This is a genomic window from Flaviaestuariibacter terrae (assembly GCF_054777635.1).
Window position 1 is genome coordinate 82,953 of record NZ_BAAHAL010000022.1, and the last position, 14,802, is coordinate 97,754.

Annotated in this window: 12 protein-coding genes; 7 read left to right on the top strand and 5 right to left on the bottom strand. The window is 59.6% G+C overall.

Going from position 1 to position 14,802, the window contains the following annotated elements:
- Positions 1 to 6: 6 nt before the first annotated feature.
- From murC to ACYU7Z_RS17340, 5 genes are all read left to right on the top strand, one after another.
- A complete protein-coding gene (gene murC, locus ACYU7Z_RS17320; protein WP_460572784.1) occupies positions 7 to 1,431 on the top strand; it encodes a UDP-N-acetylmuramate--L-alanine ligase in 1,425 nt (474 codons plus the stop codon).
- Positions 1,432 to 2,613, top strand: a complete 1,182-nt coding sequence (locus ACYU7Z_RS17325) for a cell division protein FtsQ/DivIB (protein ID WP_460572786.1) — start codon at positions 1,432 to 1,434, stop codon at positions 2,611 to 2,613.
- 55 nt (positions 2,614 to 2,668) lie between these two features.
- On the top strand, positions 2,669 to 4,048 hold the full coding sequence (ftsA, locus tag ACYU7Z_RS17330) for a cell division protein FtsA (RefSeq protein WP_460572788.1): 1,380 nt from the start codon (positions 2,669 to 2,671) through the stop codon (positions 4,046 to 4,048).
- 116 nt (positions 4,049 to 4,164) lie between these two features.
- Positions 4,165 to 6,018 carry a cell division protein FtsZ gene (gene ftsZ / locus ACYU7Z_RS17335; protein ID WP_460572791.1) on the top strand — a complete coding sequence of 618 codons (1,854 nt, stop codon included), beginning with the start codon at positions 4,165 to 4,167 and terminating at the stop codon, positions 6,016 to 6,018.
- Between the two features lie 160 nt (positions 6,019 to 6,178).
- On the top strand, positions 6,179 to 6,613 hold the full coding sequence (locus tag ACYU7Z_RS17340; RefSeq protein ID WP_460572793.1) for a hypothetical protein: 435 nt from the start codon (positions 6,179 to 6,181) through the stop codon (positions 6,611 to 6,613).
- A 32-nt stretch (positions 6,614 to 6,645) separates the two neighbouring features.
- On the opposite strand, the gene ACYU7Z_RS17345 is transcribed toward ACYU7Z_RS17340, so the two are convergent.
- Both ACYU7Z_RS17345 and ACYU7Z_RS17350 read right to left on the bottom strand, forming a co-directional pair.
- Positions 6,646 to 7,056 carry a response regulator gene (locus ACYU7Z_RS17345; RefSeq protein ID WP_460572795.1) on the bottom strand — a complete coding sequence of 137 codons (411 nt, stop codon included), beginning with the start codon at positions 7,054 to 7,056 and terminating at the stop codon, positions 6,646 to 6,648.
- On the bottom strand, positions 7,044 to 8,522 hold the full coding sequence (locus ACYU7Z_RS17350) for a sensor histidine kinase (protein ID WP_460572797.1): 1,479 nt from the start codon (positions 8,520 to 8,522) through the stop codon (positions 7,044 to 7,046). Before ACYU7Z_RS17350 ends, ACYU7Z_RS17345 begins: the two co-directional genes overlap by 13 nt.
- A gap of 133 nt (positions 8,523 to 8,655) precedes the next feature.
- Between ACYU7Z_RS17350 and ACYU7Z_RS17355 the strand changes: the two genes are divergently transcribed.
- Complete coding sequence (locus ACYU7Z_RS17355) at positions 8,656 to 9,582, top strand: epimerase (protein ID WP_460572799.1); 927 nt, start codon at positions 8,656 to 8,658, stop codon at positions 9,580 to 9,582.
- A gap of 291 nt (positions 9,583 to 9,873) precedes the next feature.
- Here ACYU7Z_RS17355 and ACYU7Z_RS17360 read toward each other — a convergent pair whose 3' ends face one another.
- From ACYU7Z_RS17360 to ACYU7Z_RS17370, 3 genes are all read right to left on the bottom strand, one after another.
- On the bottom strand, positions 9,874 to 11,190 hold the full coding sequence (locus ACYU7Z_RS17360) for a M16 family metallopeptidase (protein ID WP_460572801.1): 1,317 nt from the start codon (positions 11,188 to 11,190) through the stop codon (positions 9,874 to 9,876).
- A gap of 21 nt (positions 11,191 to 11,211) precedes the next feature.
- Positions 11,212 to 12,573 (bottom strand): M16 family metallopeptidase, encoded by a 1,362-nt coding sequence (locus ACYU7Z_RS17365; protein WP_460572803.1) that lies wholly within the window; start codon positions 12,571 to 12,573, stop codon positions 11,212 to 11,214.
- Between the two features lie 400 nt (positions 12,574 to 12,973).
- Positions 12,974 to 13,624, bottom strand: coding sequence for a peptidase M10 (locus tag ACYU7Z_RS17370; protein WP_460572805.1), 651 nt, complete (start codon positions 13,622 to 13,624; stop codon positions 12,974 to 12,976).
- Positions 13,625 to 13,694: 70 nt separating this feature from the next.
- Between ACYU7Z_RS17370 and ACYU7Z_RS17375 the strand changes: the two genes are divergently transcribed.
- On the top strand, positions 13,695 to 14,780 hold the full coding sequence (locus ACYU7Z_RS17375; RefSeq protein WP_460572807.1) for a TlpA family protein disulfide reductase: 1,086 nt from the start codon (positions 13,695 to 13,697) through the stop codon (positions 14,778 to 14,780).
- Positions 14,781 to 14,802: the final 22 nt, after the last annotated feature.

Sequence of the window (14,802 nt, forward strand, 5' to 3'; positions counted from 1 at the left end):
ACCATGATGAATGAACCCACAAACGTGCCGTCGATACGGAATGTGAAGTCCGTATACTTTATCGGTATCGGAGGCATCGGCATGAGCGCGCTGGCCCGCTACTTCAAGGGCCGCGGCGCACGCGTAAGCGGCTACGACCGCGTGGAAACCGACCTTACGCGCCAGCTCGTGGCCGAAGGCATCGAAGTGCACTACAGCGAGGACGTAAACCTCATTCCCAAGGATGCGCAGGTGGTGGTGTACACACCGGCCGTGCCGAAAGAGCATGCCGAGCTTGTTTACTACCAGCAGAACGGCTACCCTGTGCTGAAGCGCAGCGACATCCTGGGCGGCATCACCGAGGAGTCGTTCAACATCTGCGTGGCCGGCACTCATGGCAAAACGACCACCTCCACGATGGTGGCGCATATTCTCCGCCACAGCGGCTACGGCGGCAATGCCTTCCTCGGTGGCATTTCCACGAATTACAATACCAACTTCTGGAGCTCCTTCAACGACGTGGCCATCATTGAGGCCGACGAATACGACCGCTCCTTTTGGAAGCTGAGCCCCGACGTGGCCATCATCACCTCGATGGACCCCGATCACCTCGACATCTACGGCGATGCGAAGACCATGGAAGACGCCTTCGTCACCTTCGGCAACAAGCTGAAGCCGGGTGGCCTCCTGATCGCCCGCCATGGCCTCGCCCGGGCTAAAGAGATCAACGCCGACCGCCGCTGGACCTACAGCCTCCAGAACGACGCGGCCGACGTGTATGCCTCCAACATCCGCATCGAGAACGGTGGCTACACGTTCGACCTGCAGCTCCCCGATACCACTTTTTACAACGTGCGTCTCAACATCGGCGGGATGCACAACGTGGAGAACTCGGTGGCCGCCATGGCCGCTGCGCACTCGATCGGAATTGAAGGACAGCTGATTCAGAATGCGCTGGCCGACTTCAAAGGTGTGCACCGCCGCTTTGAGTACGTCATCGCGCCGCAGCCGAAGGTGAAAGGAGCATACACGGCGCCCGTGCTGATCGACGATTATGCCCACCATCCCGAAGAGCTGAGCGCACTCCTGAAGAGCGCCCGCAGCCTCTTCCCGGGCCGTAGAATTACAGTGATCTTCCAGCCGCACCTTTTTAGTCGAACAAAAGACCTGTTTCAAGGATTTGCCAAGAGTCTGGAATGGGCGGATCGCATACTTTTGCTGCCCATTTATCCCGCCCGCGAGCTGCCGATGGAAGGCGTCACGAGCGCGCTCATCCTGGACGCGGTGGATAAGGAGGACAAACAACTGCTGAGCAAGGAAGGCCTGCTTGATTGGGCCACCGCACACGCATCCCAGCTGGATAAGGAGTTTGGAGAAGTAATCATCACCGCCGGAGCGGGGGATATCGATACCCTGTTGCCCCGGCTGAAAGAAATTTTTGAGAAAGCCTAAATGAACCGCAAGCGTCTCATACGAAAAGTGCTCACCGCCCTCTTCTGGTTACTGACCGGAACGGGAATGATCGTGCTCCTGGTGGCGGCCAACCGCCCCGAGCAGGGACATGTAGTGCGTGAAGTGCGCATTTCGATCAAGGGAGACGGCGAGCAGTTCTTTATCGACAAGAGCGATATCCTGCTGCAGCTGACGAAGTCGGCCCGCAGCGCGCTGGTAGGCCGCTCGCTCGACCGCCTCAACCTGGCCCGCCTGGAAGCTTCGCTCGAGAAGGGCGTCTGGATCCGCGAGGCCGAGCTCTGGATCGACAGCCGCGACGTGCTGCATGTGCAGGTTACGGAGCGCGAGCCCGTGGCCCGCGTGTTCACCACCGCCGGCGCTTCGTTCTACATCGATTCGTCGGGCCAGCGGATGCCGCTGCTCGAAAAGGAAAGCGCCCGCGTGCTGGTCGTTACCAACTACCCGGGCTCGGCGCACTTCAACCGGGCCGACAGCCTCCGTGCCGCCGATGTGAAAGCGCTGGCCGTGCGCCTGACGGCCGATCCGTTCTGGAAAGAACAGATCGCGCAGGTCGACCTGACGCCTTCGGGCCTGTACGAAGCGATCCCGGTTGTCGGCAACCACGTAATCCGCCTCGGCGATGCGCAGAATCTCGATGCCAAGCTGGCGCGCCTGCTGCTTTTTTACAGGAAAGTGCTGGCGAAGAACGGCCTTGATAAATATACCGTCATCGACGTGCAGTATGCCGGGCAGGTGCTCGGGGTACAGCGTGGGCCGGTGTCGGCTGTGGATTCACTGCAGCTGCAGCGCAACATCCAGGACCTGCTCGACCGCTCGCAGCGGCAGATGCAGGAAGACAGCCTGGCCGCGGTGCAGGTTGGCCTCGCCGCCGATACGGCACGAAGCCACGGCTCGCTGCCGATCGACTCGATCGCCACGCAGCCGGAGCCCGCAACACCCGCTGCGGAGCCGGCGCCCGTCCGGCGCGATACGGCGCAGAAGCGCCCCGGGGTGACAACAGCAAACCCTGCTACCCACCGCGCCGTGCAACCGGTACGGCAGCCCGCAGCCCGCCCGCAACCGACGCCACTCAGGGTGCCGGCGGCAACAGGAGGCGGAAAGCCCCGGGCCGTAATGCCCGCGCGACCGAAGCCGCCGAAACGAACAACCAACGAGTATTAAACCCTTACCCCATACGTTAACCATCTACCTGAACAACTAAAAACAACCCATAAACATGAACAACGAGCAACCCATCATCGTGGGCTTGGACATCGGAACTACCAAGATCGCCGTCATTGCCGGACGCAAGAACGAGTACGGCAAGCTGGAGATCCTCGGTTTCGGTCGCTCCAACTCCAACGGTGTGAAGCACGGGCAGGTGCTGAACATCGACGAAACGATCAAGGCGATCAAGCAGGCACTCGAGAACTGCTATGCTTCGAATCCCAACCTGGAGGTGAACGAGGTGTACGTCGGTATTGCCGGCCATCACATCAAGAGCCTGCAGACCCGCGGCGACATCGTGCGCCACAACACCGACGACGAGATCGCCCAGAAGGAGATCGACCAGCTCATCTCCGACCAGTACAAAACCTACATTCCCGCCGGCGACCAGATCATCGATGTGATCCCGCAGGAATTCACGGTCGACAACTTCCAGAACATCCCCGACCCGATCGGCTACAGCGGCGTGAAGGTTGGTGCCAACTTCCACATCATCACCGGCGACAAGAACGCGATCCGCAATATCAACCGCTCCGTAGAGAAGAGCGGTCTGATCACCAAGGACCTCGTGCTCCAGCCGCTCGCCTCCTCGGCCGCCGTCATGGCGCAGGAAGACCTCGAGGCCGGCGTGGCCATCGTCGACATCGGCGGCGGCACCACCGACCTGGCTGTCTTTTACGAAGGCATCCTGAAGCACACCGCGGTGATCCCCTTCGCCGGTGAGAACATTACGAACGACATCAAGACGGGCCTCGGCGTCCTGAAGACGCAGGCCGAGCAGATGAAGGTGCAGTTCGGCTCCGCGCTCGCCAACGAAGCGAAGAGCAACGCCTATATCACCATCCCCGGTCTTCGCGGGATGCCTTCCAAGGAGATCTCGGTGAAGAACCTCGCCAACATCATCCAGGCGCGCATGAGCGAGATCCTCGATTTCGTGAGCTACCACCTGAAGCAGGTGGGTCTCGACAGCCGGATGCTCAATGGCGGGATCATCCTCACGGGTGGCGGCTCGCAGCTGAAGCACCTTATCCAGCTCACCGAGTATGTGACCGGCCTTAATGCCCGCATCGGCCTGCCGACGGAGCACCTGGCATCGGGTCATATCGAGGAGCTGGCGAAGCCCACGTACTCGACCTGCCTCGGGCTTATCCTGAAAGGCTACGACGATTACGAGCACAACCGCAAGCAGTTTGAAAAGGACTTCCGCCTCGTGGAAGTACCCGACAACCTGCGTCAGCTGCCCGAGGAAGCGGAAGGCGAGCTGCAGCAGCAACACACTATCGTTGCCGCCGCAACCGAAACCGCCCTCAAGCCGCGCGCGCGCTTCTGGGACAAGTTCCGCAACAGCCTGATCGACATTTTCAAGGAAGAAGAAGATCAGCATTTATAAGCCCATCCCCTGACCCCTTCCCGAAAGGAAGGGGAATGACAGTTACCAAATTCCAAAATCTGCCTTTCTGCTCCCTCCCCCTCGGGGAGGGCGGGGAGGGGCCAAACGAATAACTCATGATCCACTTTGATCTCCCCAAGGAGAAATCCTCCATCATAAAAGTCATCGGCATCGGTGGCGGCGGCACGAATGCCGTGAACCACATGTACAGCCAGAACATCGAAGGCGTCAACTTCATTATCGCCAACACCGACGCCCAGTCGATCGCGACCAGCGAAGTGCCCAACAAGGTGCAGCTCGGTCCGCACCTGACGCAGGGCCTCGGCGCCGGCGCCAACCCCGAGATCGGCCGCCAGGCCACCGAGGAAAGCCTCGAAGAGCTGAAAGCCACCCTCGAGGTGAATACTAAGATGGCCTTTGTTACCGCCGGCATGGGCGGTGGCACCGGCACCGGTGGTGCCCCCATCATCGCCAAGGTGTGCAAGGACCTCGGCATCCTCACCGTGGGTATCGTTACGACGCCCTTCTCCTACGAAGGCCGCAAGCGCCAGCTGCAGGCCGAAGAAGGCATCAAGAACCTGAAGCAATATGTGGATACGCTGCTCGTGATCTCCAACGACAAGCTGCGTCACCAGTTTGGTAACCTCAAGATGCGCGAGGCATTCGCGAAGGCCGACAACGTGCTCGCCACCGCCGCCAAGTGCATCACCGACGTCATCAACAGCACCGGCCAGATCAACGTTGACTTTGCCGATGTGTGCACCGTGATGCGCAACGGTGGTGTAGCCATCCTGGGCAATGCAGCCTGCGACGGTGAAGGCCGTGCCCAGCGCGCCATCGAGGAAGCCCTCAACTCGCCCCTGCTGAACGACAACGAGATCCAGGGTGCCAAGTGGATCCTGATCAACATCAACTCCTCCGAAGGCGAGCACGAGTTCACGATGGACGAAGTGGACATCATCCAGAACTTCCTGCTGTCGCAGGCCGGCGAGCACACCGATGTGATCCTCGGTCTCGGCTACGACAACAGCCTCGGCGCCAAGCTGGGCATCACCCTCATCGCCACCGGCTTTGAGCACAAGGATCCGTTTACGCCGGGCACACCGAAAGCGGCGACCAGCGCCGCTCCGGCCCCGCGCGAGGAGAAGATCGTGCTGACGCTCGGTGAGCAGCCCAAGCCCAAGGCCGAAGCCCCGCCCGCGCCTGTTGCAGTCATCGATCCGCTGGCCCCGCAGCTGGTAGACGAAGCAATGCAGCCCGAGCTGCCGCTCGTGCACCGCGTAGCGGAAGAAGACGAAGAAGGCCCGATGATGCTCCAATTGAAGCTCAAAGACGAAGAAGCCGAGCGCGAGCGCGAGCGGCTCGAACTCGAAGCACAGAAGCGGCAGCTCGACGACAAGTTTGAGCAGCTCCGCCAAAATATTATCGGCGCCGTTCCGGAAGGTTCGGCTGCCGGCAACGCAAACCCGCCGTCTGCAGCGGCGGGTGGTTATCTGGCCAGACCATCCAATATCTACGCAGAATCCAAACCGGATGTTTCTACACCGACTTCTGCAGGAAAACCCGCTGCGGGACCTATTGCATCGAACGAAGACGAGGAAACCTTCCAGATGCAACTGGTGATCCGCAGTGAACAAGCGGCGGATGGGGCCGTGCCGCAACAACAAGCTCATACGCCAAACAACAAGCCAGCCGAGGAACCTGCTCCGCAGGACGGGGCTGGTGAGGAAAAACGCAGGCAAGCCGAACGTTTGCAAAAACTGAGAAACCTCTCGTTTAATATGCACTCGGCCGACCCGAATAATGAGTTTGAACAGGTACCGGCCTACATCCGACGCAATATGGAGCTCCAGAGCAACCAAAGCAGCGTCGAGAATTTCTACAGTAATTATACGGTGCAGCCGGATGGCAACAACGGCGCCCAGATCTCCACGATCAACACCTTCTTAGACGGCAAAAAGCCGGACTAAAACGCGGTACCGGTCCTGCCCGGACCGGTTTCCGTCCTGTTGAAAACAGCCGCTCGTGGGCTTGTGTTTTTAGTTGTTACCCCCGGTCATTGCACCGGGGGTTTTTTTATGCCCGGCGCAACGTTTGCTGCGCAGCGGTTGTCAGTAGCAAAAAGATCGCATGAACTTACGAATCGCCCGGGGCCTCGCGCTCCTGCTGCTGGCCACTACGCTTACCCAATGCCGCAAGGATGCCTCCGGCCGGACCTTCAATACGTCGCTCACAGACATTCCACTCGCCTCGGTACAGGAGGCCACGAAGGGGCGCTGGGAGCTGCGACGGATAAGTGGCGGTCTCTGCGCCGCCTGCGATCACCCGGTGACGCAAGGCTCGTACATGATCCTTTCGACGGACTATGTTGTATTTGGGAACGATTCGCTGGGTGTTGTGGAGCAGGGCCCGATCGGCTGGGCGCCCGCTTCCTACTTCGGCGGCGGCTACGTGTTTACGACGCCTTCGGGTAACGGCTATGTGCCAACGGAGATTCGCAACGATACACTGCTCCTGCAGCAATACGCGGCCGACGGCCTTACGCTTTATTTCAATCGCCCCTGAGGAACCAACTTGAAGAGATGCAGCCAGTGCGGCTAGCCCCGCATATTCATCAGGTCGATCATCAGGTTGAACGAATCCATCGATGACGGGTTATTGAGCTTGAAGGGCTTCACGATATAGCCCGAAACACCCAGGCGGCGCGCGGCCTCGCGCTCCATCTTTTCGTCGGATGTGGTGATCATAAAGCATTTGAGCCCTTTCCACGCTTCTTTCTGGCGCAGCACTTGGAGGAACTCAAGACCGGTCATCTTGGGCATGTTGATATCGGCCAGCACAACGTCCGGAAGCTGGCTGCCGGCGCTTTCCAGGGCCTGCAGTCCTTCCTCTCCGTTGCGGGCGTGCTGCAGCTGGTACACGATCTTCATCTTGTCCAGCGTGCGGCGGATATCCATTACGTCGAGCTCGTCGTCTTCCACGAGCAGGATCTGAATTACTTTTTCCATGGCTCTTGTTTTTTCCAGGTGAAGGAGAAGGTGCTTCCTTCGCCGGGTTCTGATTGCAGCGAGATGCTCTCGCCGCGGGCATCGAGAATTTTCTTTACGATAGCCAGTCCCACACCGGTGCTGTCGAGGCCTTCGGTGGGCTGGAGGGTTTGAAAGATCTGGAAGATCTTGCGGTGGTAAGCGGCTGAGATGCCGGGCCCGTTGTCGCGCACGTGAAAGATGTAATGGTCGGCCTTTTCCTCGTGTGTTACATCGACCGTTGGCGCTTCTTTGTCATTGTACTTAACGGCATTGCTGACCAGGTTGCTGAACAGCTGGAACAGCGGCAGGCGCTCGGTTTGCAGCACGGGCAGCGACGGAGACAGGCGGATGACGGTGCCCGCGCGCAGCAACTGGTTGTCGATGATCTCCTGGAGCATGTCCCGTAGAACTACGGTTTCGCGTCCCTGAACTTCCTTGCCCACGCGTGCATAAGCGAGGATGCCGGTGATGAGGTTTTCGGCCCTCGCGAGGCGGCCCTTTACAAGCGCAATGTATTCATGCAGCTTGGGTGTGAGCTCCGAAGAATGGTCTTCCTCGATCCAGTTGACCACGTTGCCGATGCCGCGCAGCGGCGACTTCAGGTCGTGCGACACGATGTGCGCAAACTGGTCGAGCTCCCCGTTCTTTCGCTTGAGCTCCGATATGTTGGCGTCGAGCACCTGCGCCATGTGGTTGAGCGACACGGCAAGATGCCCGAGCTCGTCGCGGCCCGGCTCTACCTGCACTTTGTAGTTGCCTTCGGCAATCGTGTTGGCCATGTGCACGAGGCGGAGGATGCGCTTCGAGATCGTGAGGGCGAGAAACCCGGCGATGAGCAGCCCGATGATGATGGAGCACAGTGTGAGCCCCAGCGAGAGCCCGCGTGTTTTGATGATGGTGGCTGCCAGCAGCTTTTTCTGCTCTTCGCGGCGCTTGTATTCTTCGTTGATAAATCCGCGCACTTCCACCTGCAGGTCCTCGGCCACATCGCCTTTTGCAATGATGGGGAATTCAGTTTTGTATACCGCGCTCAGGTCAACGGGGTCGCGGCTGCTGATGGCCTTGCGGTGCACGTTGCCGAGGATCCGCGTAAACTCCGCGCTCCAGCGGCTGTTGAGGGCGCTGATGCGGCGCAGACCGGATAGCTGTCGGCTGTCGGCGCCGGCCATCAGCTCGCTGAGGATGGCGTCGTTTTCCTGTGCTGCCGACTGGAACGTTCCGATAAAACTGCTGTCGCCGGTAAGAAAATATGCCCGCAGGTTGCTGACGATGTTGAGGATGTTGCGCTGGAAGCGATTGCTTTGCCGCACCACGGTAGCTGAGTGCGACACGTACTCCGTGTTGTCCTTGACGGCTTCCGACTGCCGGTAGTTGATCCAGGTAGTGAGCGAGAACAGCGCCAGGATGAACAGGATGCCGAAAAAGATCAGCTGTGCAATCCGCATGTGCTTGAATAGGGTTAAGGGACCGCAAAGGTAGCCGCGCCCTCAGCTGCGGGGCGGGTGCTGCAATTAGAATCCTATTAGCGCCGGCCGCCTTTTTTCGCCAACGATCGCGCACCTTTGTTGTTCTATACATATGGCAACCATCCTCATCACAGGCGGCACGGGTCTTTTGGGCACGGCGCTCAGCAAGGCCCTTATCGGGCAGGGACATGAAGTAATCATCCTCAGCCGCTCGCCCCGGAAGTCGGGCCGCAAAGACATTCGCTATGCAACCTGGGATGTTGCCGCTGGGCACATCGACGCAGAAGCCCTGGCTGCAGCCGACGCCATCGTGAACCTGGCGGGCGCCGGCGTTGCCGACAAGCGCTGGACAGAATCCCGCAAGCAGGAGATCGTGCAAAGCCGGGTGCAGGCCGGGCAGCTGCTCGTGAATGCGCTCCGCACGCTGCCTAATAAAGTGGAAACGGTGGTCAGCGCTTCCGCCATCGGCTGGTACGGGCCCGATCCGCAGGTGCCCAACCCGAAACCGTTCACCGAGCGCGACGGCGCCGACAGCGCCTTCCTGGGCCGCACCTGCTCGCAATGGGAGGCCGCTATCCGCCCTGTTGAGGAGCTCGGCAAGCGCCTCGTTATTACCCGCATCGGCATCGTGCTGAGCCGCGACGGCGGCGCCTATGCCGAATTTCGCAAGCCGATGCGCTTTGGCGTTGCCACCGTGCTGGGCAACGGCCGCCAGGTGGTAAGCTGGATCCATATCGACGATCTTGTTCGTCTTTTCGTAACGGCGATCGTCGACCGTAGTTATACAGGTGTTTACAATGCCGTCGCGCCCCATCCGGTATCCAACCGCGCCTTGATCAAGGCCATCGCCTCGGCCAAAGGCTTTGTCCTGCTAACTGCACCGGTACCCGCCTTCGTGCTTAAGGCCATGCTCGGCGAAATGAGCGTGGAAGTGCTGAAGAGCGCCACGGTGAGCAGCAAAAAGCTCGAGGAGCAGGGATTTGTTTTTCGCTACCCCGATATCGCGGCTGCGACGGAAGCGTTGGAGAAAGGTTCTTAGGGAGGTTCTGGAGGTTTTGAGGGTTTTGGAGGTTTTGATAGGTTGAGTTTCAAACGTCATTGCCAAGGCGGGAGTGAAACGAAAGCCCGAAGCAATCGGCTCATCTATGTGGGAGCGGCTAGTGCTGAAGCGGGCGATGTGCATTCTCCACATAGAGCAACGGGTTGCTTCGTCGGCCTCCACTGCGTTCGCCCTCCTCGCAATGACGGGCACATTGAAATAACAAAAGGCCGCGCAGCGCGCGGCCTTTTGTTTATTAGCAGACCAGCAGACTAAAAAATTAGCAGATTATCAAAATGTCTTCGCAGGCGTATCCTTCTGCTTGAACAGTTTCTCATCCGCCTTGGAAGGGTCGCCCTGCAGCACCCAGCTGATATTGCTGATGTACTGGCGGAAGACGCGGTTGAGATCGGCCGCTGTAATTTTCTTGAGGTCTTCGTTGAGCGTGATGGCGCGGCGCCAGTTGTTGTGCAGCACCTCGTTGGCGGCCAGCGAGGCGGCCTGCGCGGCATTGGTTTCCTGGCGGTAGTAGGTGGCGGTGAGGTACATCGTGCGGGTATTGCGCACCTCTTCCTCGGTAAAGCCCTCCCTGCGGATCTTGTCGAGCAGCTGCCGCGCCGTGATCACGTACTTGTTGGGCTCGGTAGTGGAGGCAAACAGCACGGAGTAGGGAGTGAGGCCGCCGCTGAACCAGGTGGCGGGTGCGTACGACAGGCCATTGTTGGAGCGGATCTCCACGAAATGCTTGTTGTAAAAAATGCGCATGGCCAGCATAAAGGCGTTGAAGTCGGGCGTTCCGGGCTGCGGCCCGCTGCTGACGCCCTGCACGTAGTTGGTGGCAAGGTCTTTCTTGGCCGCGCTGAAGCTGTTGGCGGCAGCGGTAAACGTCGATTTCTTCGGAACGAAAGCCGGCCCGGCCGGGATCTTGTCGAGCAGCGTCTTCAGCTGTTTCTCAAGCTCCTGCTTCGGAATGTCGGCGACCACCACCACAACGATGCGGCCTCGATTGAGAAGCTTCTGGAAGTAGGCCTTTGTTTCGGCGGCGGTAAGTTTCGAAACGCTCCCGGAGCTGCCCATCGGGTTGGTGGCGTAGGGCTGCCCCGCAAACGCAGTGCGCCGCGCCATCTGGTCGATGGCCTGGTCGGGGTTGCTCTCCATAGCCTTGATGCGGGTCAGCGCGTCCTGGCGGATGCGGTCGAATTCCTTGCCGTCGAAGCGGGGCTGCGTGAGTGCCTCCACGTAGAGGGGCCACACGGTAGCGAGGTCGCTCTTGATGCAATTCATCCGGAAGGTGGCAAAGTCCATCCCGGTTTCACCGCTCATTTCGGCCGACACGGCATCAAGGGCGTTCTTGAACGCGTTCTTGTCGTGCCTGAGTGTGCCGCATTCGGTGAGGGCATCCATCGCCAGCGCCTCGATGCCCGCCCTGGCGGCAGGATAATTCTGAACGCCGCCCTTGATGACGGTCCGTATTTCTACAATATCGTTGCCGCTCGGTTGAACGATCACTTTAACGCCGTTAATCGTGAGCTCATAGGGAGTGCCCATCTGCGCCCACAGGCTGCGCGTGCCGAGCAGCGCGCAAAGCAGGAAAAATAGCTTTTTCATGTGTGGTAGTTTTGCTGCGACTTAGTTCTTGAAAAAGGTTTCGGGCTGCGTTTTCTTCGCCAGCTCCTCGTTGATGATAAGACCCGCCACGTAAGGCTTGCCGGCGATATACCGCTTCACGTAGTTCTGCAGGTCCTGCCGCGTAACGCGCATCAGGTTGGCCTCGTAGTCGGTATAATATTCCATCGACGTGCTGGCCCATTGATACGAGAGCTGCATCGGGAGCGAGGAAGGCTTTTCCTTCGACCGGATCTCGTTGCGGCGCAACACTTCCTTGGCCGTTTGCAGCAGGTCCTCGGAGATATAGTCGTCATTGGCAAACTGGCTCAGCTGGTCCATGATCGCCGCGTAGCATTCCTTCAGCTTTTCCGGGTTGGGCACCACGGTGATGGAAATGGGGCCGGTGTAGTGACAGGTGGAATAGCTCATGTCGGCATAGGGCGCAAGACCCTTGTCGACCAGGGCCTGCTTCCATTTCGACGCATTGAGGCGCAACACGGCGGAGAAGACGTCGGCTACGACCGTGTTGGCCGAGTCGTCGCGGTAGGAGGGACCTTGCCAGAAGAACATCATGTAAGGTGTTTGCGCGATCGACGACTGCTTGATGAAGTAATCGGTTTTGGGAAGCGGCTGGAATGGCGGGATGGGATACTTTTCGAGCGGGTTGAAGCCGCTGTGCGCCCAGTCGCCCCACACGCGCTGCGCGAGGCGGAAGGCCTCTGTCGGGTTCACGTCGCCCGCGATGATGAGGAGCGAGTTGTTGGGGTGGTAGTACTTGTCTTTGATCACCATCATCTTCTCCGGCGTCGCCGTGTTGATGACATCGTGCTCGCCGATCGGGTTCTTGCGCGTCACGAGGTCGCCCCAGAGGCGCTTCTGCGACTCGTGCCACAGCTGGAAGCCGGGGTCGCTCTCGGCGCGCTGAAACTCGCCATCCACCACGGGCCGCTCCTTCTGCATGTCTTCGGGGCGGTAGATGGGGTAGCGCATCGCTGCGTTCATAAAGCGAAGGCCCGCCTCAAGGCTGTCTTTGGCGAAGGTGAAAAAGTAGTTGACGCGCTCCACGTCGGTAGTGCCGTTCCAGATCGCGCCCAATTCCTCGGTGCGCTTGATGAAGCGCTCCTGGTTGGGGTAATCCTTGTTGGCCTTGAAGAACATGTGCTCGAAGAGGTGCGAGAGGCCGCTGTATTCCGGGCCTTCGGTGTAGGCGCCGTTCTTTACGGCGATCTCGATGGTGGCGAGCGGCACGCGGTGGTTTTCGATCACCACTACTTCGAGGCCGTTGTCGAGGCGCTGCCAATAGTAATTGTCGGGCAGGCGGTGCTGCGCCCGGGCGGCCAAGCTGGCAAGGCCCAGGAGCAGGAGCAATCCTTTTCGTTTCATATAATTGGTTTTGGGATGCTAAAAGGTACGAAGGGCGCTGCTGAGCGGCGTGTAGAATTTTTCAAAGATTTTTTGTCAATCCGTCATTGCGAGGGCCGGAGCGGAGCGGAGGTCCGAAGCAATCTCATGGGGTATATTCTGCGGTTGCATGAGGCCACAGAGCTGGCCCCAGGGCTTGCTTCGCTTCGCGCGCAATGACGAAGGATGCAGCAGCACCCAGTACCGTCATTGCGATGGCAGCAGCGAAGCGAATGCCCGAAGCAATCCCTAAGGGAGCACGCTGCGGTCGCATGATTCCCCGGAGCCAGCCCCGAGGGCTTGCTTCGTTGGTCCGCCCACTGGGCGGCCCCCCTCGCAATGACGGCTTCGGATGGGGAGCAATGACGGCTTCGAAGGGCCCTCAGCGCTGGTGCGGCCAGTGGTACACGTTGCTGAATTCGCCAAGCACGGCCCTTCCCTGAACAAAACGGAGCCGGTCGAGACGCAAGTCATCGATGTCCTGCTGGCGCACGCGGCGGAAGCGCGGGTGCATGGTGCCGCCTTTCTGACCGGCGGGAACGGCCGGGTCGTATTGGAACTGCGGGTCGACAAGGGTGCCGCGGGCGCACATGATGCCCGGTGTGCCACGACCGCGCCAGTCGAGCTGCAGCGGGTGGTCGAGACCGATCGTATGGCCGAATTCGTGGGCCGCCGTGGTGGAGCCGGCGTACAGGTTTTCGAGGAGGAAGTAACCGGTGTTGCAGCCAAGGCCGTCGACAAAGGAGATGTTGTTGCCGGCAAAGTCTTCGATGCGGAAGAAGTTGGCCCGCGGGTCGGTATTGGAAAGCACGCGGTACTCGTCGAGGGCGGGAATGCAGGCGGCACCGATGCGGAAGACGACCGTATAAGTACGGTCGCCGATCCGCACGCGGCCCTGCGGCTCGTTCCAGAGGTCCTCCGTTTCGGCGCGGAGCTGCTCCGCCAGTTCGGGCGTGGCGAAGCCGCCGTAAAACACGAGCTCGGCGTGAAGGGTCAGCAGGCCCCCGGCGGTATCGAGTTCAACTTCTCCCATCAACTAAAAATAAGCGCAGGCCGTATGCAAAATGGACCGGTCCTGCATCCCTGCTTCGAAACATACTGCTATGAACAGGATTCTCATACTGCTTGCCCTGCTCCCGGCGCTGGCAGGGGCGCAGGCAAAGGCCTTTACCGTAACCGGGCATTCCGACTATTACAACGGGCAGAAGCTGGCCCTCCTCGTAGGCGTTTACCCGCTTTATTACAACGATTGTGTCCGCAGCAAACAAGCGGGCGATTCGGTATTCTCGCCATTCATCCCGGTGCGCAACGGGGCTTTCAAAGTCAGCGGCAGCTTGCGTTATCCGCACCCGCTTTATGTCTCCTACTATGATGCGAAAAAAAATTCCGGTCATACATCGTACATCTATTTTATCGATGGCGGCAACGTGCGCATCGCTGTCGACGACCTGGCAACCAACAAAGAGTTGCGTACTGATATCCATTCGCCCGCCAATGAGGAATACCGGCGTCTTAAACGGAGCTTCGGCGCCACCGTGGACACGCTCACGGGCGCCGTCCATGATATGCAGGCGAAGCAACGCCTGATGCGCCGCTACATCAGCGCGCACCCGAACTCGTACGTGGCACTGTGGGAACTGGTGTTCGATGTGGCGCAGGCGCGGACCGACGACGATAAACGGAGCATCCTCCGCAACACCCGCTTCTTTTCTCTTGCCGTGCAAAAATCCAATACATGCCGCGCGCTCGCCGCCGACCTGGGCAGGGAATTGCAGCTCGGTGCCGGCAAAATTTTTCCGGACCTGTCACTGGCTCCTTCCGTATCGATCGCTGCGTTGGCTAAAGGCCGGCGCTATACGCTGGTTGACTTCTGGTACTCCCATTGCCGGGCCTGCCTTGTACAGGCGCCGGCGCTGCGGGAATTGTACACCCGGTATAAGGACTCAGGATTCGGGATCATCGGGATTTCGGTAGACAGCCGGGAGCACCGCGGCGACTGGCTGGCCGCTATCGAAAGGCTGCAGCTTGCCTGGCCTCAATACCTCGATGAGAATGGAAAAGAAGCGGAGCGGATCAGTGTGCGCAGCTTCCCGGCGAATTTCCTGCTCGACGACAAGGGCGTTATCCTCAAAAAGGATCTTTCACCGGAGGAGCTCAAAGCTTTCCTCGAATCGAAACTGGGCAGGTAGTCCGCATCGGTATTGCCGGGCG